This window comes from Dysgonomonas sp. ZJ279, from assembly GCF_011039205.1.
In the GTDB taxonomy this organism is placed as follows: Bacteria; Bacteroidota; Bacteroidia; order Bacteroidales; family Dysgonomonadaceae; genus Dysgonomonas.
In genome coordinates this window covers 1-22799 of the sequence record NZ_JAAKEL010000021.1, presented here as the reverse complement: position 1 = coordinate 22799, position 22799 = coordinate 1, and the positions used below count along the sequence as shown (strand labels likewise).

Genomic DNA, 22799 nt, shown 5'->3' with positions numbered 1-22799 from the left:
AATAATATAAGATACACAAGCATATGGACTACATGAAATTAATACTCCTTTTATCTGTAATTTGCCTATTATCTTGCAAACAAAAAGAAACAATACAGGAAAACAGATTATACTCCTTATTGTCGGATACAGCCTCTGCCATAGTAAATGATGAAATTGAGGTTAAGCCGGATACCCTTCTATTGCCAATTTTTGTAAACATAGGGATCGATTTTCTGGAACCTGCCGGATATCGTGGTACAGAACCATCCGATTATGCTCATATGTTTGCAGAAGAATGGTATGATTTTTATCAGGATAGTATTTCCGGAAAATACTACATGGAACGTGCGGAGATAGAAACAGGAAAGTTTTATGATGACTGTCTTGACGATTCAACTACTTATGTAGGTTCAAAAAGAAAAAGTTTGTTTTTAATAAAGGGTTTACGCCCTGCTAACAAACATATCGCAAGTATTCAGGTACCCGAACGAAAAAGTTATATTTGGGTAGGTGAAAAATATCTGTTCGACTTTAATAATCACAGCTACATGCTACGTGGCGATGGTATTACCACTAAGAGTGGTATAGCTTCTATGGGCGATGATGAAGATCCGGCAAGATGGGACGAGGTTATAAACTATCGACTCTATTTATCTGAGAAGGGAGTGGAAGGCGAGCAGTTTATTATTGCCATTCCCTCGTTTAATTATACTTTTGCCCAATTACTATGGTTGGGAGACATGGATCAAGATGGTAAGCCTGATTTTATATTCAGTGTGTCACGAGACTATGAATCGAGGCATGTGGTGCTATTCTTGTCATCAAAAGCACAGAAGGGTGAAATTGTACATTGCGCCGGTGAATCAACATATGAGTTTGATTGTTGATCATCAATATGTTAATAGCTAAAGTTAAATTCAAAATTTGGATTGTGTAATATACAGGAAATAGTGATATACCCCATGTAGAAGCAAAGTGATAATTATTTGATATTTTTTATTTACCTTTGCAGTTCATTCTAAAAAACTTTTACAAAACTTATTTTATTTATTTAAAACATCAAATTTTCAAAACATGAAAAAAGTATTATTCTCTCTAGTTGTAGCAGTAGCTGCCTTCACATCTTGTAGTAATGGACCAAGTGCAATTGAATTTAACGATGCAATTGTTAATGCTAATGCAAAAATTGCACAGCAACAAATAGAATACGATTCAAAACTAACTAATGCTATTGAGTCGGATTCGTATTCTGCTCTTAAGGTAGAAAACGATAGTGCATTGGCTAGAGTTGATAGAGAAATTGCGATAATTAAAGAAATGGGAACCGCTAAAGGTGGCGAAGCATTCAAAGAATCAGCACTTACTACATTCGATGCTGTTAGAAAGTTAATCGAAGTAGGTGGTAAATTTTCAACTCTTACAGAAAATTCAACAGAGGAAGATTTTAATAAACTTATAGAAGAGTATAACGCCCAAATGAATGACTACTCGACTAAAGTGGATGCAATGGGTGGTATTCAAGCTGCTTTTGCTAAAGATCAGAATTATGATCTTCGCTAAAATATACTAATATGTATTGAGGAAAGAGACTGTGTGATGTACAGTCTCTTTTTTTATGTATAGAGAAAAACTAAATTATTACTATCTTTGTACCTATAGAAATAGCTGTTTATGAATCCAAAATACCCATCTGTATTACTTGAAAATGCTGTAAATGAATTTGCCAAACTCCCTGGGATTGGTCGCAAGACAGCCTTACGTCTTATCTTACATTTGCTTCGGCAAGATAATACTACTGTAGATGGATTTGCTCAGGCTCTGACTGAGCTCAAGCACACTGTAAAATATTGTAAATCGTGTCATAATATCTGCGATAATGATGTTTGCCCTATATGTCTCGATAAATCAAGAGACTCGTCGACTATATGTGTTGTAGAAAATATTAAGGAAGTAATGGCTGTTGAAAACACGATGCAATTCAAAGGCTTATATCATGTACTAGGGGGGATTATCTCACCGATAGACGGAATAGGTCCCGCCGATCTCGAAATAAATAGTTTGATAGAGCGCGTGGCAGATGGTAGCATAAAAGAAATTATATTGGCTTTGAGTACCACAATGGAAGGAGATACGACTAATTTTTACATATATAAAAAACTTGCTCCTTACGATGTTAAAGTTTCTATGATAGCCCGTGGAATTTCAATTGGGGATGAAATTGAATATGCAGATGAAATCACATTAGGGCGTTCCATCTTAAACAGAACTCTTTTTAACGAATCATACAGAATGTAACCTGAACTATGGAAAATTCACAGAAAAAAATACAATTACGTCTCATGACATTCTTTTGGATAAATATCCTGTCTGTCGTCTTCATCTTTTTGGCATTACTATACTCTAAAGGTCCTAATATTGGAGAGAGTGCAGGAACGAATGTTACTTTCGAGCGTTATGCTATTGTCTTCACAATGATTGGAATACCGCTGGCTTTGAAATTTTTTCATTCGCAACATGAGAAGATTCGACTATTATCTTTGGAACAATATCTAGGTAAGTATATGTTAATATACTCGATCCGTATGGCTATATTAGACGCGGTAATTGTATTAAATATGATTGGTCTTTATTTATTCGAATCGCAAAACTGCATCTATATGACTGTTATTACTATATTTGCACTTATGTTCTGCTATCCGAATAAGAACTCTTTATTGATTAAAGAATCAGAACAAGAACCATTAATAGAAACAGAAGAAAATAAAAATAACGAATAAACTATGATTATAGCAGTAGATTTTGACGGAACTGTCGTTGAGCATGAATACCCAAAGATTGGACGTGCAATACCTTTTGCAATAGAAACATTACTTCAGCTTCAAAAAGAAGGACATACACTTCTTATGTGGTCGGTACGTAGTGGAAGTTTACTTCAAGAAGCAGTCGATTACTGTCAGAGCAAAGGTCTGAGGTTTTATGCAGCTAATAAGAATCATCCGGAGGAAGATCCTGCTCAAGCATCGAGAAAATTGGACGCAGATTTGTTTATTGACGATCGTAATTTAGGTGGCTTACCCGATTGGGGAGTTATTTACCATGCTATCAAAGCAATGGAAAAAGGAGAGACATCGTATGAGAAAATAATGATGGCATCGGGCGAAAATCAGAGAATGCGCCGCAGAAAGAAGAACTTCTTTATCCGCTTAGGAGAAATGTTCGAAAAAGACGGTTATTAATTTATGCTTCTTGAAAATTCGCAGATAAGACTGCGTGCATTAGAGCCGGAAGATTTAGAATTACTTTATCAATGGGAGAATAATTCCGAATTGTGGATATACGGCAGCACCGTTTCGCCATATTCGAAGTTAGCATTGCGTCAGTATATTAACGATTCTCTCGAAATGGATATCTATCAGAGTAAACAATTGCGGCTGATGATAGATATTGTCGGGGAAAATACAACGATCGGTACAGTCGATCTGTACGATATAAATATGCGTAACAAAAATGCCGGTATAGGTATTCTTATAGATGAAGCATACCGAAATAGAAAGTATGCATCGCAAGCTTTAGAGTTGATGCGTGAATATGCTTTTAATTTTTTGAAGCTGCATCAGTTATATGCATATATAGGGGTGAATAATAAACCAAGTTTAAAACTTTTCGAAAATATAGGTTATAGTCCTGTTGGTATTCTGAAAGATTGGATACAATTGATGGATGATAATTATGAAGATGTTTTGGTAACACAACTGATTAATGGTCAAATAAATGAATGAAGAGATAAAAAAAGCATTTGACGTATTGGTTGCCGGAGGATTGGTTCTATATCCTACCGACACTATTTGGGGCATTGGTTGTGATGCTACTAACGAAGATGCTGTAAGAAGAGTATATGAATTAAAGAAACGCACAGATAGCAAGGCTTTAATTGTGCTTGTTGATAATTCGGTTAAGCTCGATTTTTATGTGGACGGTGTACCGCCTATTGCATGGGATTTGATAGAAGTTGCCGATAAGCCGCTTACTATAATATATGATGATGCACGAAATCTTGCACCCAATCTTATAGCTGATGATGGAAGTATCGCTATTCGTGTTACTCAGGAGAAATTCTCTCAGGAATTGTGTAAACGTTTCCGCAAGGCGATTGTTTCCACTTCTGCCAATATAAGTGGAGAGCCTGCACCATCACGTTTCGATGAGATAAGCGATGAGATCAAAAATGGCGTTGATTACATTGTTAATTTTCGTCAGGAAGAAACCAGTAGACCCAAGCCATCGGGGATTATTAAATTAGGAAAAGGTGGCGAGATAAAGATTATTCGTGAATAGAATAATCTTTTTTACAAACGGTTAGAATTATAGGAATGAATACATTTGGAAATATATTTAGATTGACATCATACGGTGAATCGCATGGTATTGCTATTGGTGGAGTTATTGACGGTTGCCCGTCGGGGATAGAAGTAGATATGGCATTTGTTCAGGAAGAACTGAATCGCCGTCGTCCCGGACAGTCTAAGATAACAACTCCACGTAAAGAATCTGATGAGGTTGAGTTTTTGTCAGGGATATACGAAGGTATGACTACGGGCACACCGATTGGTTTTGTTATTCGGAATAATAATCAGCATTCGTCGGACTATGACAATCTGAAAGATATATACCGACCTTCGCATGCCGATTATACCTATGCCCAGAAATATGGTGTTCGTGACCATAGGGGAGGAGGACGTTCTTCTGCACGCGAAACTATAGCTCGCTGTGTAGGTGGTGCATTAGCTAAGCTAGCACTTAAGCAACTAGGGATCGATGTGACAGGTTACACATCGCAAGTGGGTCATATCAAACTAGAAAATGATTACTCATTATACGATCTATCTCAGATAGAATCGACACCTGTTCGTTGTCCCGATATGGATAAAGCAAATGAAATGATTACCCTGATCGAAGACGTGAAATCGAAGGGTGATACTATCGGAGGTGTAATTACCTGTGTTATAAAAGGAACACCAGTAGGTCTTGGAGAGCCTGTATTCGGCAAACTACATGCAGCCCTAGGATTTGCTATGCTTGGAATTAATGCTGTAAAAGGCTTCGAATATGGCGATGGTTTCGATGTGAATCATAGAGGTTCTGAAATAAATGATGTTTTCTATAACGATAATGGAAAGATAAATACTCGTACCAATCATTCAGGTGGTGTTCAGGGCGGCATATCGAACGGACAGGATATTTATTTCCGGGTAGCATTCAAACCCGTAGCAACAGTCTTAATGCTTCAGGATACTGTCGATACGAAAGGTGAAGATACGAATCTGAAAGCTCGTGGACGTCACGATGCTTGTGTATTACCACGTGCAGTGCCGATTGTTGAGGCAATGGCAGCAATGACTATATTGGACTATTATTTATTGAGTAAATTGAACAAAGCACTTATTTAAAGCTCTTAAGTAAGTGCTTTATAGCTAATATCGGATTTCGATAAATCATTCGAGGTCCCGAAAATCGCATAATCTCCTGCATTTTAGTTTTCATTTCGGAAGCATAGCAATGTGTCGGGCATTTCTTGCAGGTGGGTTTTTGCTCTCCATATTTACAGTGCGTAAGACGTTTCTGAGCGTATTTATTCAGTTCAGAACATTCGTTGCACAAACTATGTGACGTACCATGCATTGCAGCACAGTAAATATAGATCATTTTTCCGACCGTTTTTTTCTCTGTAGTATTCATTCTTCTATAAATCCACCATCTACCATCCTTTGCGGATTAGAGAAGAGTGCCATTCCTGTTTTCATTTTCTTGAAGTTCAATTTCTTGTAGAATCCTTCTTTGCCTGGAGATGCATATAGTATAAAATTACAATCGGGAGTTGTTGCAATAAGTTTTTCGACTATTTCTAGTCCAATCTTCTTCCCCTGATAGGATGGGTCAACAGCAATATCGTATACAGCTGATTGACGAACTCCATCTGAGAGAATTCTGCCGAATCCAATAAGTTCATTCTCATCGAAAACAAAAATGACCGAATAACTGGATTCAAAGGATATTCGATGCTTATCTGCATCAGTAAATGACATGCCTACTTTATTGAGCAGAATAGGTACTCTTTGCCATGGTATATTTTGGCAATTATCTTGATATCGTAAATTCATGATTTAATGCTATTTTATTCAAAGTTGAAGATCAGTGAAATCATACGTGTCTTACCCGACGACATAGAATCCCTGAATTTTAATAGATCTTTATCCGTTAGGTCAGAATTATCTTTGCTGATTATATCTGTTAATCCAAATGAAAATCTTAATTCGGGACACAACTTGAACATTGCTAAATAGAAATTACATCCTACACCGAATTCTAAACCATAATCAACCCTCTTAAAGCGTAAAGCCTGATCCTTTTTCGAACTCATATCCATGTTGGCATATCCCCCTGCTAAGAGATAAGGACGATAGTCTTGTATACGATTAGCGCTAAACTTGAGATGAAGAGGGATTGAAAAATAATTAGTTTTAAATGTATTTTTATACTCTTCACCTGTTTTCTGCTCTCTGAATACAAAACCTTTTTCACCAAAGTGTAAACTAGGACTTACCCTTAAATTAAAATGCTCGCTGATATACCTATCTGCAATAATTCCTACACTAAATCCAACAGAATATGATGGAATTTCGGCAAACCAGGCTTCTCCGGTAGGCGATGTATAACCCGTATGCGACAATATCATATCCTGAGTGTGTATACCTACCAAAAAGCCAAAATGATATAACTTCTGGTCAGCAAAAGGTTGTTTTTTAGGCTTCTGTATCTGAGCTTCCATACTTATGGCTAATAAGCTGAATACGATTATTAGTAGTACGTATATTTTGTTTTGTTTCACTGCTGTTTGCTTTTAATTGTAACGTTATTTCTGTCTGCTTATTATATTATTTTATTACTTAGAAAGATTAAAAATAAGCATTTAATGTTCTTCCCACTTAAAAAACAAATTTAATTGTAATATGTTAATAAACAGTGGGTTGATATTTTATATTTATGTCTTATAGATGAAAGTTATATCTATATTAATAATATCTAACACTATCCATTTTGGATGAACGAAAAAACTCTATATATTTGTTCCATCAAAGTTAGTAATAATATTAAAAATTAAAAATCATGGCTTACGTAATTAATGAAGATTGTATTGCTTGTGGTACTTGTATCGATGAGTGCCCGGTAAATGCTATATCAGAAGGAGATATTTATACAATTGATCCGGATGCTTGTACAGATTGTGGTACTTGTGCCGATGCTTGTCCAACTGAAGCAATTCATCCGGCTTAATATCGCGTTGGTAATAGAAATAAAAGAAGGGAACTATCCGAAAGGTTAGTTCCTTTTTTTTGTTTTGAATTTTACTTGTGCATTATTTAAAGACTGAGTTCCTTAAGGAAATTTCTCTTTAGCAAGAATTTAAATAAAAACTATAATAATAAAGTATTATTTATTTCCATATCGCTCAGGTTAGACTCATTGCTATCGCCATGTAGTACAATTGAATCATTAAAGCGGATAGCAAACTTGTAGTGAGATATTGAGTAACATGTATGGGTAGAGAATAGCTTTTACAAGTGAAGAACCAATGGTGGTAGTCTCTTTCTTTATACTCTAAAGTTGAATTTATATAAATAAAAAGAGCACCCTTGAATTACCAAAGATGCCCTCTAGGGTGAAAGACGGGTCTCGAACCCGCGACCTTCGGAACCACAATCCGACGCTCTAACCAACTGAGCTACAATCACCGTGTTGCAATAACTATTATTGCGCTGCAAAGATATGCATTTTTATTGTATTTGCAAGCCTTACGGAAGAAAAAATGCCACTTTAAAACAAAAAAATGCTCTATTTAATAGAGCATTTTTCATTATGCGGTAAATTTAAATTACTCAGCACTTTTTTCTTCTTCTGTAGCAGCCGGTGCTTCTTCTGCAACAACTGGAGCCTCTGCCGGAGCAGCTTCTACTTCTGTTGTTTCAGCAACCACTTCTACTTCCGGAGCAGCTTCAGCTTCAGCCTCTGCTTGTGCAGCATTCTCTTCAGCTTTCTTTTGAGCTACAGTTTCTGCTTTAGCTTTGTTGGCAGCTACTTCAGCTTCGTGACGAGCTTTTTCTTCTGCTTTAGCTTTAGCATCATTTTTGTTGATTTGAGCTAGTGTACCTTTGTCTTTGTTAGATTTCCATGCTTCGAATTTCTTGTCAGCATCAGCCTCTGTGAAAGCACCTTTGGTAACACCACCTAAAAGATGTTTTTTGTACAATACTCCTTCGTCAGAAAGAATGTTGCGTGTTGTGTCAGTTGGTTGAGCACCAACTTGTAGCCAATACAAAGCCCTGTCGAAATCTAAAGTTATTGTAGCAGGATTAGTGTTCGGGTTGTACGAACCAACTTTTTCAATAAATTTTCCATCACGTGGAGCTCTGCTATCTGCAATGACGATGTGATAAAAAGGATAACCTTTACGTCCTCGTCTTTGTAAACGGATCTTTGTAGCCATTTTTTTGTTAATTTTTAATTAATACATAATTGTTATTAGCGGGTGCGAAGATAAGAATAACTTTTTGAATTATAATATGATATTATCCTTTAATTGCCTTTTGATGATAGAAAAAGCGACTATTCTCTAATTATCGAAGAATAGCCGCTAATATAATTGGTATTTTAAGTCTGTTATTTTTTCTTTGTAACCGTTATTTTTACTTCTTTAATATCCTTGAAATCGGCAGCTTCCTGTGCATTCAAAGCGAAACTGACAAGTGTATATTTACGTTCAATTTCTTTTGTTTTATCAGCCTCTATATCTTTTGTCAAGAATAGCTTATTGTTAGAATCGTAACATTCGAACTTACATTTATATACTCCTTTTTCGAAAATAATAAAGTATGCATCTACTACAGCAATTGTTTTGTATTTAGCAAAATAATCTAATGAAACACCTGAACAAAAAGCTTCGGTGTGGGGTATAACATCATAGTGTTTTTCTACTTCTTCATTAAATCCTTGTGTGAATCCATCAACACTTTGAACAAATGTTCTACCTGCAGCTGAAGCTACAGTAGCAGCATGTTCATTCAATTGACGATCAAGGCTACGTCCAACACCTTCAGCTAACGTTCCTGCTGCATCTGTTGCTTTCTCCGCAACTTTGGCACCATGTTCATCGACAGCTTCAGCAACACCTTCAACGGCATCAAGACCTAATTCTGTAACTGATTTAGAAACCTTTTTACACAACTTGAACAAGATGAAAACCCTAATATAACAATACAAATTAGAGATAAAAAGGCAAGGGATTTTTTCATTTATTATATGTAGTTTGAGATTTGTGAATAAATGCAAAGATAGTAATAAAATAAAAAAAGCAAAATTTTAACAAAAAAGGCTACTCGATTTCTCAAGTAGCCTTCCTTATATAGTGCAGATTAACTATTAGTTATTCTCTGGTCTTAGTTGTCTAACAACTGCACCTGTACGCCACATTTCACTTTCGCGAAGAGCTTTAAGTTCTTCTTCTAGTTTTTCGCGGTAATCAGGTTTTGAATTTGTATCGATAGAACGTTGAGCTTCGTTTCCGTTAGCCACTTCCGAGTATAATTTAGCAAATACAGGTTTAGTTGCATCGTGGAAAGGAGTCATCCAGTCTAGTGCGCCACGTTGAGCTGTAGTAGAGCAGTTTGCATACATCCAGTCCATACCTTTTTCAGCGAAAAGAGGCATTAACGATTGAGTCAATTCTTCTACTGTTTCATTAAATGCTTCTGATGGAGAATGACCGTTTTCACGTAATACTTCGTATTGAGCAAGAAGGATACCTTGTATAGCACCCATCAATGTTCCACGCTCACCTGTAAGGTCAGAATATACTTCACGTTTGAAATCTGTTTCGAACAAATATCCTGAACCTACACCGATACCAAGAGCGATAACACGTTCTTTAGCACGTCCTGTAGCATCTTGGAAAATAGCATAGCTAGAATTCAATCCACGTCCTTCAAGGAACATACGACGAAGGCTTGTTCCCGATCCTTTAGGAGCAACAAGGATTACGTCAATATCAGCAGGAGGAATAATGTTTGTACGTTCTTTGTATGTGATACCAAAGCCATGAGAGAAGTAAAGAGCTTTACCCGCAGTCAGATACGGTTTAAGTCTTGGCCATACTTCTATTTGAGCAGCATCAGACAATAGGTATTGAATGATTGTACCTTTTTCGGCAGCTTCTTCTATATCAAATAATGTTTCTCCCGGAACCCATCCGTCAGCAATAGCTTTATCCCAAGTTTTGCCACCTTTGCGTTGGCCAATGATTACATTGAATCCGTTATCGCGTAGGTTAAGTGCTTGACCGGGACCTTGTACGCCATAGCCAATAACTGCAATAGTTTCGTCTTTTAGTACTTCTCTTGCTTTTTCCAAAGGGAATTCATCACGGGTAGCAACTTGTTCTAATGTGCCACCAAAATTCATTTCTGCCATAATTGATTAATTGTTTAATAAAATATTATTTAGTCTGAAAATTATTTCCAAATCACTCTTGATGAACACACATCGGTGTCACCTTCTTTCATCTCTAAAATAAATTTAGAATCGCTTTCTTCTCTTTTGAGTATATCTAATTTCGCTCCATAGCGACCCTCTGATACATAATTTATCTCGAAGCGTTCTATTTCTTTTTCTCTGAACATATCAATATCAAATATATCTACAAAATGCTCAATATATTTCATACTGTTCAAATGTTTATTAATATCTACATCACTATACCTAACAACGAAATCGCCTTCTTTAGTATAATTCTCTTTTAATACAGGGATTTTTGTCATGCCTTCTATCGGGCAACTTTTATTATTATCTATATAGCTCGTGAGTCCATCAAGTTCCAGTACATTAGTCGGTTTACGGCTCACAAGGTCTATCAAGGCCCATAGTGATTTAGCAAAACCGATTTCTTTACCTTCGCTGTTTTCAAATGAAAAATAACGCTCTGTAAATAGCCTGTTTACGCCAGCGACCCAGGTTTTGATAATAAATATACTATCATTTTTGGGATATTCGAATATCTCTATCGCCATTCGTGACAGTACCCATGCTCTTTTCTTTGCTGTCATAAACGAATAGCCAAACCCACGTTCTTCGGCATGTTTTGTTGCAGCTTGTAGCATAAAGCCTCCGATCATCGGTAGAGTTGCTTTACCTCTAAAATCTGTAAGATATGCGTCTATTCTAAATTCGTATATTCCTATAGGAGCTTGCATTAATCTAATAAATTACTGATTTAATGTTTTTTTATCTAATTCTGAAAGCATGTCACTCAATCGTTCAATCTTCGATTTTGTTATAGCTACACGTCCCGAACGGATAAATTGTAGCACACCGATCTTTTCACTCAAATCCTTAAACAAGGCTTGAGTTTCGGCATGATGACCGGTTTTTTCGATAACCACGCATACTTCGTTAATTTCGAGAATGCGTGCATTGTATGTACGGATAAGTGCTTCTGCCGAGTCTATTTTTAAGAAATCGGGAGTAGAAAGCTTGTAAAGTGCTATCTCCTGATGTATCAGTTCGTCATCGGTGTTATAATACGATTTCAGTACATCGACACGTTTGTCTATTTGGAGAACGACCTTTTTGATCATTTCTTCATCACAAAAGATTGTTATTGTAAACTTGTGTATGCCCGGTATTGCAGAGGGGGATACTGAAAGTGTTTCAATATTCAATTGTCGACGAGTAAACACACTTGTTACCTGGCTTAGTAAGCCAACGGTGTTTTCTGAAAATATAGTTACTGTATATAATGTTTTATTTTCCATAACAGACATTTATTTTGTTTCATACAACTCTAATGGTAAACCATCGGGATCACTAAAAAAAGCAAATCTACAGTTTGTTAATTCATCTATTCTTATCGGCTCAACACTAATTCCTTTTGCTTCCAGATCAGCTATTTCTTTTTCTATATCACTAGTCGCAAAAGCCAGATGTCTTAATCCTCGTGCTTCGGGAAAACTAGGTCGGGGTGGGGGATTATCGAACGAAAATAGTTCTATTTGTCCACACTCGCCAACAGCCAAATCCAGTTTATACGAATTTCGTTCGGCACGATAAGTTTCTAATATAATCTTTAATCCTAATTTGTTGACATAGAAATCTTTCGATTGCTCATAATCCGAGCAAATAATAGCAATATGATGGATTCTAGATAGATTACTCATTTCCCAGCAATATATTTGTTACAGAAGTTCCGGCAGGTACCATCGGGTATACCATTCCTTTTGTTTCAACCTGTACATCCAATAAGTAAGGTCCTTTATGGCTAAGCATTTCAGCTATTGCCAGATCAAGTTCCTCACGTGTTTCTACCTTTTTGGCAGGGATGCTATATGCTTCGGATATCTTTACAAAGTCCGGATTCTTCATTACAGTTTCGGAATATCTTTCGTCGAAAAATAATTCCTGCCATTGGCGTACCATGCCTAAGAAGTGATTATTGAGAATAATTATCTTTACATCGACATCGTATTGCATGATTGTGCCTAGTTCCTGTATTGTCATCTGTATACCGCCATCACCGACAAAGAGGCATACTGTGCGATCGGGAGTTCCGTATTTAGCACCAATAGCGGCTGGAAGCCCGAATCCCATTGTACCTAGTCCGCCTGATGTAACTACACTGCGTGTCTGGTTATATTTGAAGTAGCGAACACCCATCATCTGATGTTGGCCTACGTCGGTTACCATAACTGCGTCGTTGCCTGTGGCTTCAGATACTTTATTGATTACCTCGCCCATCTTGAGCTGACCCGAAGTAGGATGGAGTTCGTTATTGATAACAACATCGTATTCTTTTTTGTAACATGCTTTAAAACCTTTTAGCCATTCGGTATGACTATTGTCTTGAAGCAACTCTGTAACTCTGGGTAATGTTTCTTTCACGTCACCCAATACACGGGCTGTTACAGCTACGTTCTTATTAATTTCAGCTTTGTCTATATCGAAATGTATTACTTTAGCTTGTTTGGCATAAGTCTTTAGATCGCCCGTTACACGGTCGTCGAAACGCATGCCGATGGCAATAAGCACATCGCATTCGTTTGTCATTTTATTAGGTCCAATATTACCGTGCATACCCAACATTCCCACATTCAACGGATGATTTGTTGGGATAGCTGAAAGTCCTAATACTGTAGATGCGGCAGGGATACCCGATTTGTTGAGAAGAGCAAGCAGCTCTTTTTCTGCACTGCCAAGTATTACGCCTTGCCCTACCAATGCCAAAGGTCTCTTGGCTTGATTTATAATCTGCGCAGCTGCCTCTATTTCTGAATCGCGAACTTCCGGTTTAGGTTGATAGCTACGTATGAAAGTTTCTTTCTTGTATTCATAACTTGGCATTTTACCAAATTGGGCATCTTTGGTTATATCGAGTATAACCGGACCGGGACGACCTGTGGAGGCAATATAAAATGCTCTGGCTACTGCCCATGGTATATCTTCGGGGCGGCGTATCTGATATGCCCACTTGGTTATTGGTTGCGTAATACCAACTACATCAGCCTCCTGAAAAGCATCGCTACCCAATAGTGACGAAGCTACCTGTCCCGATATCACGATCAGTGGAGTGCTGTCTATCATAGCATCTGCGATGCCTGTTACGGCATTTGTAGCACCGGGACCTGATGTCACTAATGCTATACCTACTTTGCCCGAAGTACGTGCATAGCCTTGTGCGGCATGAGTTGCTCCCTGTTCATGACGAACAAGGATATGATTTATCTTATCTTTATAATCATATAAACAATCGAATACGGGCATGATGGCACCACCCGGATACCCGAATATGGTATCTGCCCCTTCGTTTACCAACGATTGTAAAAGAGCTTCACTTCCTGTAATTTCTTTATTCATGGTTATATTTTTCTTCTTATGAAACTTTGATTAAATATTTCACTTTCTGTATTCAAACTCTGTTTTTGTACTTTCTATTGTATATATTGTTTTTTATTATATACATAGTTAGCCCAAGTTAAAAAACAGTGGAATAGTAATATTCATTTATTCTATAATACGTATAGCACCCAAATCTGCTGAGCTAACCATGCTTGCATAAGCTCTCAGTGCTTTCGATACATACCTTTCTCTGTTTGGCTTAAATGCATTCTGACCCTTCGCTTCTTCCTCTTGGCGGCGCGATTGCAATTCGGCATCAGTCAACTTCACATTTATAGAGCGATTCGGTATATCTATTTCGATCATGTCGCCATTACGAACTAGCCCGATTGCTCCTCCTGATGCTGCTTCGGGCGAAACATGGCCGATAGATAGCCCTGATGTACCACCTGAGAACCGACCATCGGTAATCAAAGCACATTCTTTACCTAAATGTTTTGATTTTATATATGAGGTTGGGTATAACATCTCTTGCATACCAGGGCCACCTTTCGGTCCTTCGTATGTAATAACTACAACATCACCTGCTACTACCTCGTCTCTTAGGATTCCTTCGCATGCAGCATCTTGAGAATGAAATACTTTGGCTATACCTGAAAATTTGAATATGCTCTCGTCTACACCTGCAGTTTTAACTACACAGCCATCAAGTGCTATATTTCCTTTAAGGATAGCTAAGCCGCCATCTTTAGTATAGGCATGTTCTGCGTCGCGAATACACCCTTCGGCTCTATCAGTATCGAGTTCTTTATAATAATTGTCTTGTGAACCCATCACCAAGTTAAATTTATTGCCCGGTGCAGATTTATATAATTTTATAGCCTCTTCCGATGGATTAGCTTTTGTTATATCATATTTGTCAATAGCCTGTGCCAGTGTAAGTCCGTCAGCACGACTGGTAGATGTATCTATCAGATTAGCTTTTGCCAATTCGTTCATTATACTGAGTATGCCGCCTGCACGGTTTACATCTTGTATATGATATTTTTGAGTATTGGGTGCAACTTTGCACAAGCAAGGAGTTTTACGTGACAGTCTGTCGATATCATCCATCGTAAAATCTGTTTCAGCCTCTTGTGCTATTGCCAGTAAGTGAAGTATTGTATTGGTAGAGCCACCCATTGCTATATCAAGTGTCATAGCATTAAGGAAGGCTTGTTTAGTAGCGATTTTACGTGGAAGAACCGACTCATCTCCATCGCGATAGTAGCGGTATGCACTTTCTACTATTTGTTTTGCTGCATCATGAAAAAGTTTTAGTCTGTTGGCATGTGTCGCAAGGATTGTTCCATTACCCGGTAGTGCCAAACCTATTGCTTCGTTAAGACAGTTCATCGAGTTGGCAGTAAACATACCCGAGCATGAACCGCAAGTAGGGCATGCAGCACGTTCTATTGCGTTTACTTCTTTGTCCGATACACTGTCATCGGCTGCCTTTATCATGGCATCTATCAAGTCGAGGTGTTTATTATCTAACTCACCGGCTTCCATCGGTCCACCCGAAACGAAAATAGTAGGGATGTTTAATCTCATCGAGGCCATTAACATACCCGGAGTGATTTTATCGCAATTGCTGATGCATACCATTGCATCGGCTTTGTGTGCGTTTACCATATATTCTATGCTATCGGCTATCAGGTCGCGAGAGGGTAGGGAATATAACATACCATCGTGTCCCATAGCGATACCATCGTCAATAGCTATTGTATTAAATTCGGCTGCAAAGCAACCTAATGCCTCTATCTCAGCTTTTACTTTTTGCCCTATCTCGTGCAGATGTACGTGTCCCGGAACAAATTGTGTGAAAGAGTTTACTATTGCGATCAGTGGTTTGCCCATCTGTTCTTCTTTCATGCCATTGGCTCGCCATAGGGCTCTAGCCCCTGCCATGCGGCGTCCTTGTGTACTTGTAGAACTTCTTAGTTGGAATCCCATAATTTTATTCTATTTTATCTCTTGATAGTTGCTAAAAAAAAACCTTTCTCACGCAAATGAGAAAGGTCTATGTTGTTATTTCCTTATATTTATACATTATCATATGTACATACCTTTCTCAATTGCTCTGATCGACGAGGAGAACATTGAGGACGAGGACATGTAGAATACAATTTGTCATTATTATCATCTAAAAGTATTACACAAAGTTATAGATTCTTTTTTTATAAACAAGGATTATCAGTTATTTTTTAGTTATTAAGCTAAAATGTGTGTGTAATATCTCTAATATCTATCCATTATTATGGAGAGACAGCTTATTTGTGGATTAGTAATACTCTACTCTTTTCTAATAGTTTTGTTGTTTCTAAATAATGGAAGATATGAAGATGCTGGTCCCGACGATTGGTATTATATATCAGGATGTTGCATTGAAAATTAATTGGCAGAAAATAATGTAAATCTATGGTGGTGAAATAACTAAAATAAAATATCTTTGTTATGGCAAAAAAGTAAGTTAGATGACAAATGTTTGATTTTGAGTGTTATTGTTTACATAAATTACACATTCCCACTATGAAGCAATTTTTATTTTTAATTCTTTCGATTATTGTTTTTTGCAATATGTCGGTTAAAGCACAGGTTACAATCGGTTCTGGAAAAATGCCGGTTAAAGGTTCTTTGCTTGATCTCGAACAGGATGGCACATTTACCGGTAATGCTAATTCTGAAAAAGGTTTGGGTTTACCTCGGGTAGCACTGCAAAGCCGTACCGCTTTATATCCGATGTTATCGGTGGCAGATACAATAAGCAAAGTTCTCAATGCGGATCACACAGGGCTTGTTGTTTACAATATAAATGAAAATCTGTGTAAGAATTTATTCAAAGGTCTTCATGTTTGGGATGGAAATGAATGGGATGCCATTGGTAATGGCTTTCCGGCAGAAGTAGATGTATTAGTAGATAAAAGAGATCCAGCTAATCCAATAACTTATCACATTGGGAAATTCGGTGATAATTGGTGGATGCTTGAGAATCTGCGTGCAACACAATATGATACAGGGATTGTTTCTCCTCCTACACTAAAGGGCCCTTGGGCGATGAGAACCACAACACCTTATTGGTGTTATCCAGCTCTTAATCCGAATCCTTATGGCACAGGGTTGATAGATGGTGCGGATCCTTATTATTTCAATCAAATGAAGGAAATGGGATTTCTTTATAACTGGTTTGCAGCAACTGGCACAATAGATATTTCATCATCTGTAGAAGGTGTTAAATACCAAGGTATTTGTCCTAATGGTTGGCATATACCCAATGTTGTAGAGCAAGCGGCATTGATTGCTTCTGTAACCAATAATCCTTGTTTACATGGCAATAGTGCTAGTACAGCGGATTATGTGAGAAATATGAAGTCTCCGACTAAAGTACCGCTAAGTGCAACAGCTACTCAAGGAGCTAGCCGTTCTTATGCAGAAGGTGGTTTTAATGCATTACTAGCAGGTTATGCATCAGCAAATGTAGGTAGTTATGGTGCAACAGGCTATTTTTGGAGTAGTATCGCTGTTAACGGTTTTGCAAACTATTTTGCTTTGAATGTTGTAGGAATGGCTCAAGGAACTAATAATACATTCAATTATTTTTCTGTTCGTTGCGTGAAGAACTAACGAATAAAATATTCTATTCTTTTTTCATTGCTTCAGCCCGCATGCTTTGCGGCATTTTTTCTATAGCATATCTAAGTGATGTTCGTGGCATTATTGCTTTCTTAGATATTACATAGCCAAATACTTCTTTCTGGTGAGCTTCGCTTGTAGCTTTAAGCATCCAGCCATAGCCTTTTTGAACAAGGTCATCTTCGTCAAGTAATAAAGTGTTTGCAATATCAAATATATCATTAAGAAATAGGCCCTTCCTAGAGGGGATGATAAGGGTTACGGCAGATGCCCGCCTCATCCAACGATTATGAGATTTAGCCCACTCCTTCAAAATAGATATATGTTGGGGAAACATCTCGATAAATGTTCCTATCGTATGGTTACATAAGGTATCGCATGATGCCCAGTTGGTTACATATTGGTTTACCCATTTTTCGAATACTTCGATGTCTCCAGACTCATACCTTTCATGTATATAGTAGGATAGATTACAGGCAATGAACGATTCTTCGATATATCCTGATTGCCATAATTCATCACAAAGGATGTATATCTCTTTTTTAGATTTTTCTTTAATCAGACCATAAACATCTTTACTGATCTTGGTAACAAGTGTCACTCTTACTCCATAAAACTTTATTTGTTCTTTAAAGTAATTCTGACTGGTCTTTTGTGTATTTTCGTCAATACCATCAATGAGTGTCTGGCGGATATCGGCTAATATGTTTTTCATATGCTGTTGAATAATAAATTCCTTTCCTAAAAAAGAAAAGGTCACCCATCCGGATAACCTTTTCAATATTTTTTATTCGGCAAATATCAATGTGCGCTTTCAAATTGCTCTAAGAAGCGTTTGTCGTTCTCCGAGAACATGCGCAAGTCTTTTACCCTATATTTTAGATTAGTAATACGCTCAATACCCATTCCTAGGGCATAACCCGAATATACCTTGCTGTCTATACCACAATTTTCAAGAACATTAGGATCTACCATGCCACAACCAAGTATTTCTACCCAACCTGTGTGTTTACAGAACGGGCATCCTTTCCCTCCACAGATATTACATGAAATATCCATTTCGGCACTAGGCTCTGTAAATGGGAAGTAGGACGGACGAAGTCGTATTTTAGTATCTGCACCGAACATTTCTTTGGCAAAGAACATCAATACTTGCTTAAGGTCGGCAAACGATACGTTTTTGTCTATATATAGTGCCTCTACCTGATGGAAGAAACAATGTGCTCGGTAAGAAATAGCTTCGTTACGGTATACTCGTCCGGGACAAATAATACGGATAGGAGGTTGTTGTTTCTCCATAACGCGTGTTTGTACAGAAGAAGTATGTGTACGTAATACTATTTCAGGATCACGAGCTATAAAAAATGTATCTTGCATATCGCGAGCAGGATGATCTTCGGCAAAGTTCAACGAAGAGAACACATGCCAGTCATCTTCTATTTCGGGACCTTCGGCTATAGAAAACCCAAGGCGTTTAAATATATCACAGATTTCTTTTTTTACAATTGATAAAGGGTGGCGAGTGCCTAGTGCTACGGGAGCAGCAGTACGTGTAAGGTCGATGCTATCGTCACCTGTTTGTCCGCTTTCAAGTGCATCTTTCAGTTTATTGATACGCTCTTGAGCTTTTTCTTTCAGTTCGTTAAGCATCATACCTACTTCGCGCTTTTGCTCTGCTGCAACATTGCGAAAATCGTTCATCAATGTCGATATTTCGCCTTTTTTGCTGAGGTATTTGATACGTATGTTCTCAATTTCGTCTGCTTTATCTGCCTTGATCGTTTCAATTTCGGCAAGTAGCTTGTTAATTTTGTCAATCATATTTTTTCAGTTAACAGTCAACTGTAATAAGTTGACGGCTGTTTTTGTAATTTTCTAATGGAATACAAAAATACATTTTTCTTTTCTATTGGCGATGGATGTAAGGGACATTTGTTAAGTGTAGAATGTTTTTCATTCTTCTTTTATCTTAACTTTACGCAAAAAGAACACATCCATGGACTATATTCTTCTTCTGGTTTTCTTCGCCCTAATTGCTGTCGTATGGATACAAGCATTAAGAACGTATCTGTCAGATATACCTTTCGATCCTTTACGGATGCGTCCTCGCGAAACCGATGACATTGTAGATGCTAAACGGTTCAATCACAGATTGGGAATTTTTTGGTTCAGTCTTGGAGCAATCGGATTGATTCCATCTTTTATGATTGCATCGGAAGTCGAGTCTCTTATTCCAATAGGCAGAGGCATATTTATATCAATGGTTATACTAAATGCTGTTTTTGTATTAGTCTTATTTCATATCCATAGGAATAAGAAAAAATAAATACTTGTTATCTATTTATGATATTCTTTATCTGTTTGCAAATATCTTCTATCGGATCGTTTTGTGGATAAAGAGAGTTTCTAGGTATTTGATGGAAGCCATCGCCCCAAAATGATGGGTTGTTTGGTATTTCAAATTTTGCAACAAGTCTATTGTTAAAATCCAATTCCCCCTTTGTGTCATAACTATTTGATATACCATCTGTCCCAATGAGATATCCTTCTTGAAAGTAAGGACGTAAAGCTGTTGGAGGACAGATGCTCAGTAAACGTACATTAATAGTATCATGTTCCGAATTGACGCTTATTCGATTCGTAAGATAAGGTAATCCAAAGGCCGATATATAAGCCTTATCAGTGTTGTTGTCAATCGTGGCGAACGAGCATGCTACACGGAGCGAGTGGGTAAAGTCGAGTAATGGGGTAGGGCATACTTCATAATGTTGGAGTATGCTCCATTGAATGGATTTTCTGCGTTTTACATCTTTATAACCTTCTATTTTTTGTGTTTCGAATAATTCGACTAGTGTTTTACTTGCCGTCTTTAAAGTATCGAATCGTTTATTTAGTTCTTTTTGTGGGAGATAATCTCCACGATAGATGGTTGGATAAAAAGATGATACTCCAGCTTTATTTTTATAATCTTTATTTTGTCCGCGATAGAAAAGCAGATGGTCTTTATTTTTGAACGATAGTTTTGCTATACATTCTACAAGTTCTCTGAAGGTCGCTATTTTGTACGCTTCACCTGCCCCTACACGTACTTGTTGAGGATTGCCAAAATGGTTGAACAACTCGGCTGTAAGTTCGGGTGTTATGCGTCTCATAATATAGCTTTTATGTTTATGGAATTCTATTTTCGTCCAAAATCGGCGGGGATCTCACCCCACTTAGCCGTTTCCCATTTAATAATACGGGTAGTATATGAGTTTTCTTTCAGCCATTTTTCGGCACGTTCAATCATATAAAAGAGAGAAACGTTTTCAGGCAGACGTTCCAATTTTGTCTTGCACTTTTTGTCTTTCACCCATTTTATAGCGTTTGCACTATCAGAATAGAGAGGTATCGTTGCCTTTTTTTGCTTTAATAGAGCTAAGCCATGTACCAATGCTAAAAACTCGCCGACATTGTTAGTTCCCATTTCGAATGGTCCTTGTTTGAAGACCTCTTCGCCTGTTTTTACATATACTCCACGATATTCCATCAATCCCGGATTGCCACTACACGCAGCATCTACAGACAAACTGTCTTTAATAATCTCCGGATTGTTCTGTATAGAGGCTGATGAGGAAGATTTCTTCTTTTCGGCATTTTTCCCTACATAACTCCATGGTGTGTCATTATAGGCTCTTTCGGCATCTTCGAGTGTGGGGAACGATTTATAGATAGCCCCATCGTAGCCATCAATCTGGTTCTTACATTCTTTCCAATCGCTGTATACACCGGGTTTGACACCGTTCCATACCGTATAAAATTTTTTCTTTGCCACAGGGGAATGAGAGTTATAAGTTATAGTTACAAATTAACGAATAAAGTAGGAGAGTAGAAAATGATAAGATACATACTCTTCCAAATTATAAAGTAAAAAAGCTAAATTTACGCTTTATAATAATTAGAGAACTTTTGGATAAAACAGCTAAAGTAGTAAATTGTATAAACTCGATAATATCATTGACTAGTGATGAGTTATCATTATTTCTTAGTTATATAAATACTAAGGTACTTAAGAAAAATGACTATTTATTAAAGGAAGATCAAGTATCAGACTTTATTGCATTTGTAAATAGTGGTGTTTTAATCTACACAAAAACTCTTGATAATGCAGATGAGGTGACTACAGACTTTGCTTTTGATGAAGAATGGGTTACAAATAACCCTAGTCGTCTGAAAAAATCCCCATCTATCCTTAATATCAAAGCAATAGAAGAAAGTGAATTATTTTATGGTCGCTGCACATTTTATCAAAAAAACGAAATCGTATTTTCATTTTTTGAGTATTCTCTTTAAGTAGGTGATATCTAGCAAATTTACGGTCTCAAAATTTCCTTTATAAAACACACCCCAGTTATTGAAAACACAAGGCAGTTCCTTTGCTTTTTGTAGCGTATCCACTTGAATTAAAGATAGAGGAACGTCATTCATTTCACAATACTGTTTTATCATCTCAATGTTTTGATAGACATAGGGGCATTGCATATCATAATAAATTGTTAGATCTTCACTTTCAATTTCTTGTTTTTTAGTATTTAGAGCGAACTTTGGCGTTGTTCCGTCAAAAGAAAGTGCAAGCAATTCATATCCATTATCGGTCGTATCGACCACCTCAAAGCCGAACTTCTTCGCAAATGATTGGTCAGAAAGCCAAGATTTTTGTTTTTTTGCTCCAAGCATACAAATGCCGGATTTACCCTTTTCTTTGGCATCAGCCAAACAATACTCCATCAGCGATCTAGCATATCCTTTTCCTTTGTGATCACCTAAAACCCATAGGCAATACACGTAATAATAGTTGTCACCAGTTATGGGAACCCAAGCTGTTTCAAGAGGAGCATATTCAATAAAAACCGTAGCTCTTGCATTTAACTTTCTAAAGACATGACCTTCATTTAGTCGGTCTGAAAGCCATTGTCGCTTAGCGTCAACACCTTGATGAGGTTTTTTACTGCGGATAATGCAGCATAAATGCTCATTAGCAAGATTTTCTGTTGTTAAATTTACAAAATCAGTATTCATGTACACCCTTGCTTCAAATTAAGGTAACTATATAGTACTTTACACAAAAAATGTCAAGGGGGTTAACCCCCACTCACTAATTTAAAAACAAAAAACATGAAAGATAAAGACGAACAAGATAACAAATTAATAGAGTATTGTAAAAAAAC

Annotated in this window: 28 protein-coding genes and 1 tRNA gene; 12 read left to right on the top strand and 17 right to left on the bottom strand. The window is 37.2% G+C overall.

Translation table 11 applies throughout. The annotated features are described in order from the left end of the window. Positions 1–32 precede the first annotated feature (32 nt). The 8 genes from G7Y57_RS15165 (at position 33) to aroC (ending at position 5429) form a co-directional block, all read left to right on the top strand. Positions 33–869: a hypothetical protein gene (locus G7Y57_RS15165; protein WP_165025995.1), complete on the top strand. Its 837-nt coding sequence runs from the start codon at positions 33–35 to the stop codon at positions 867–869. A gap of 187 nt (positions 870–1056) precedes the next feature. Then, a complete protein-coding gene (locus G7Y57_RS15160) occupies positions 1057–1542 on the top strand; it encodes a hypothetical protein (protein WP_165025992.1) in 486 nt (161 codons plus the stop codon). A 111-nt stretch (positions 1543–1653) separates the two neighbouring features. Continuing rightward, on the top strand, positions 1654–2277 hold the full coding sequence (gene recR, locus G7Y57_RS15155) for a recombination mediator RecR (protein ID WP_165025990.1): 624 nt from the start codon (positions 1654–1656) through the stop codon (positions 2275–2277). 8 nt (positions 2278–2285) lie between these two features. After that, positions 2286–2759: a hypothetical protein gene (locus tag G7Y57_RS15150; RefSeq protein WP_165025987.1), complete on the top strand. Its 474-nt coding sequence runs from the start codon at positions 2286–2288 to the stop codon at positions 2757–2759. A gap of 3 nt (positions 2760–2762) precedes the next feature. Further along, complete coding sequence (locus tag G7Y57_RS15145; RefSeq protein ID WP_165025985.1) at positions 2763–3218, top strand: BT0820 family HAD-type phosphatase; 456 nt, start codon at positions 2763–2765, stop codon at positions 3216–3218. Positions 3219–3221: 3 nt separating this feature from the next. Beyond that, positions 3222–3761 (top strand): GNAT family N-acetyltransferase, encoded by a 540-nt coding sequence (locus G7Y57_RS15140; protein WP_165025982.1) that lies wholly within the window; start codon positions 3222–3224, stop codon positions 3759–3761. Continuing rightward, positions 3754–4317, top strand: a complete 564-nt coding sequence (locus G7Y57_RS15135; protein WP_165025980.1) for an L-threonylcarbamoyladenylate synthase — start codon at positions 3754–3756, stop codon at positions 4315–4317. The genes G7Y57_RS15140 and G7Y57_RS15135 overlap by 8 nt, the downstream gene beginning before the upstream one ends. A 35-nt stretch (positions 4318–4352) precedes the next feature. Further along, positions 4353–5429, top strand: coding sequence for a chorismate synthase (aroC, locus tag G7Y57_RS15130; RefSeq protein WP_165025977.1), 1077 nt, complete (start codon positions 4353–4355; stop codon positions 5427–5429). Here the strand turns inward: aroC and G7Y57_RS15125 are convergent. Genes G7Y57_RS15125 through G7Y57_RS15115 form a run of 3 tightly spaced genes read right to left on the bottom strand, consistent with a single transcriptional unit; the run spans position 5422 to position 6808 of the window. Further along, positions 5422–5718, bottom strand: a complete 297-nt coding sequence (locus G7Y57_RS15125) for a nitrous oxide-stimulated promoter family protein (protein WP_165025966.1) — start codon at positions 5716–5718, stop codon at positions 5422–5424. The genes aroC and G7Y57_RS15125 overlap by 8 nt on opposite strands. Beyond that, positions 5715–6140, bottom strand: coding sequence for a GNAT family N-acetyltransferase (locus G7Y57_RS15120; RefSeq protein WP_165025965.1), 426 nt, complete (start codon positions 6138–6140; stop codon positions 5715–5717). Before G7Y57_RS15120 ends, G7Y57_RS15125 begins: the two co-directional genes overlap by 4 nt. A 14-nt stretch (positions 6141–6154) precedes the next feature. Next, positions 6155–6808 (bottom strand): porin family protein, encoded by a 654-nt coding sequence (locus G7Y57_RS15115; RefSeq protein WP_165026055.1) that lies wholly within the window; start codon positions 6806–6808, stop codon positions 6155–6157. A gap of 338 nt (positions 6809–7146) precedes the next feature. On the opposite strand from G7Y57_RS15115, the gene G7Y57_RS15110 reads away from it, so the two are divergent. After that, the gene (locus tag G7Y57_RS15110) at positions 7147–7314 is read left to right on the top strand and encodes a DUF362 domain-containing protein (protein WP_165025964.1); all 168 of its coding nucleotides are present in this window, start codon (positions 7147–7149) and stop codon (positions 7312–7314) included. Positions 7315–7697: 383 nt separating this feature from the next. Here G7Y57_RS15110 and G7Y57_RS15105 read toward each other — a convergent pair. The 9 genes from G7Y57_RS15105 to ilvD all read right to left on the bottom strand — a co-directional run bounded on the left by G7Y57_RS15105 (position 7698) and on the right by ilvD (position 15915). Continuing rightward, positions 7698–7773 (bottom strand) — tRNA-His (locus G7Y57_RS15105). A gap of 139 nt (positions 7774–7912) precedes the next feature. After that, entirely contained in the window at positions 7913–8524 is a 612-nt protein-coding gene (locus G7Y57_RS15100; RefSeq protein WP_165025963.1) for a 30S ribosomal protein S16, read from the bottom strand. Positions 8525–8697: 173 nt separating this feature from the next. Further along, positions 8698–9261 carry a hypothetical protein gene (locus G7Y57_RS15095; RefSeq protein WP_165025962.1) on the bottom strand — a complete coding sequence of 188 codons (564 nt, stop codon included), beginning with the start codon at positions 9259–9261 and terminating at the stop codon, positions 8698–8700. A gap of 195 nt (positions 9262–9456) precedes the next feature. Next, positions 9457–10503: a ketol-acid reductoisomerase gene (gene ilvC, locus G7Y57_RS15090; protein ID WP_165025961.1), complete on the bottom strand. Its 1047-nt coding sequence runs from the start codon at positions 10501–10503 to the stop codon at positions 9457–9459. A 41-nt stretch (positions 10504–10544) separates the two neighbouring features. Then, the gene (locus G7Y57_RS15085) at positions 10545–11282 is read right to left on the bottom strand and encodes an acyl-[acyl-carrier-protein] thioesterase (protein WP_165025960.1); all 738 of its coding nucleotides are present in this window, start codon (positions 11280–11282) and stop codon (positions 10545–10547) included. 12 nt (positions 11283–11294) lie between these two features. Further along, positions 11295–11843 (bottom strand): acetolactate synthase small subunit, encoded by a 549-nt coding sequence (gene ilvN / locus G7Y57_RS15080; protein ID WP_165025958.1) that lies wholly within the window; start codon positions 11841–11843, stop codon positions 11295–11297. Between the two features lie 9 nt (positions 11844–11852). Next, on the bottom strand, positions 11853–12245 hold the full coding sequence (locus G7Y57_RS15075; protein WP_165025957.1) for a VOC family protein: 393 nt from the start codon (positions 12243–12245) through the stop codon (positions 11853–11855). After that, positions 12238–13938: a biosynthetic-type acetolactate synthase large subunit gene (gene ilvB, locus G7Y57_RS15070; protein ID WP_165025956.1), complete on the bottom strand. Its 1701-nt coding sequence runs from the start codon at positions 13936–13938 to the stop codon at positions 12238–12240. Before ilvB ends, G7Y57_RS15075 begins: the two co-directional genes overlap by 8 nt. A 147-nt stretch (positions 13939–14085) precedes the next feature. After that, the gene (gene ilvD, locus G7Y57_RS15065) at positions 14086–15915 is read right to left on the bottom strand and encodes a dihydroxy-acid dehydratase (RefSeq protein WP_165025955.1); all 1830 of its coding nucleotides are present in this window, start codon (positions 15913–15915) and stop codon (positions 14086–14088) included. A gap of 576 nt (positions 15916–16491) precedes the next feature. On the opposite strand from ilvD, the gene G7Y57_RS15060 reads away from it, so the two are divergent. Then, positions 16492–17583: an FISUMP domain-containing protein gene (locus tag G7Y57_RS15060; RefSeq protein ID WP_165025954.1), complete on the top strand. Its 1092-nt coding sequence runs from the start codon at positions 16492–16494 to the stop codon at positions 17581–17583. A 13-nt stretch (positions 17584–17596) separates the two neighbouring features. On the opposite strand, the gene G7Y57_RS15055 is transcribed toward G7Y57_RS15060, so the two are convergent. Continuing rightward, positions 17597–18307, bottom strand: coding sequence for a DNA alkylation repair protein (locus G7Y57_RS15055; protein ID WP_165025953.1), 711 nt, complete (start codon positions 18305–18307; stop codon positions 17597–17599). An 86-nt stretch (positions 18308–18393) separates the two neighbouring features. Beyond that, positions 18394–19413, bottom strand: a complete 1020-nt coding sequence (gene pheS / locus G7Y57_RS15050; RefSeq protein WP_165025952.1) for a phenylalanine--tRNA ligase subunit alpha — start codon at positions 19411–19413, stop codon at positions 18394–18396. Positions 19414–19588: 175 nt separating this feature from the next. On the opposite strand from pheS, the gene G7Y57_RS15045 reads away from it, so the two are divergent. Then, positions 19589–19918, top strand: a complete 330-nt coding sequence (locus G7Y57_RS15045) for a hypothetical protein (RefSeq protein WP_165025951.1) — start codon at positions 19589–19591, stop codon at positions 19916–19918. A 7-nt stretch (positions 19919–19925) separates the two neighbouring features. Here G7Y57_RS15045 and G7Y57_RS15040 read toward each other — a convergent pair whose 3' ends face one another. Further along, positions 19926–20744: an FRG domain-containing protein gene (locus tag G7Y57_RS15040; protein WP_165025950.1), complete on the bottom strand. Its 819-nt coding sequence runs from the start codon at positions 20742–20744 to the stop codon at positions 19926–19928. A 26-nt stretch (positions 20745–20770) separates the two neighbouring features. Next, a complete protein-coding gene (locus G7Y57_RS15035) occupies positions 20771–21406 on the bottom strand; it encodes a viroplasmin family protein (protein WP_165025949.1) in 636 nt (211 codons plus the stop codon). A gap of 134 nt (positions 21407–21540) precedes the next feature. On the opposite strand from G7Y57_RS15035, the gene G7Y57_RS15030 reads away from it, so the two are divergent. Then, the gene (locus G7Y57_RS15030; RefSeq protein ID WP_165025948.1) at positions 21541–21924 is read left to right on the top strand and encodes a Crp/Fnr family transcriptional regulator; all 384 of its coding nucleotides are present in this window, start codon (positions 21541–21543) and stop codon (positions 21922–21924) included. Here the strand turns inward: G7Y57_RS15030 and G7Y57_RS15025 are convergent. Then, on the bottom strand, positions 21901–22650 hold the full coding sequence (locus G7Y57_RS15025; protein WP_165025947.1) for an N-acetyltransferase: 750 nt from the start codon (positions 22648–22650) through the stop codon (positions 21901–21903). The genes G7Y57_RS15030 and G7Y57_RS15025 overlap by 24 nt on opposite strands. Positions 22651–22799 lie beyond the last annotated feature (149 nt).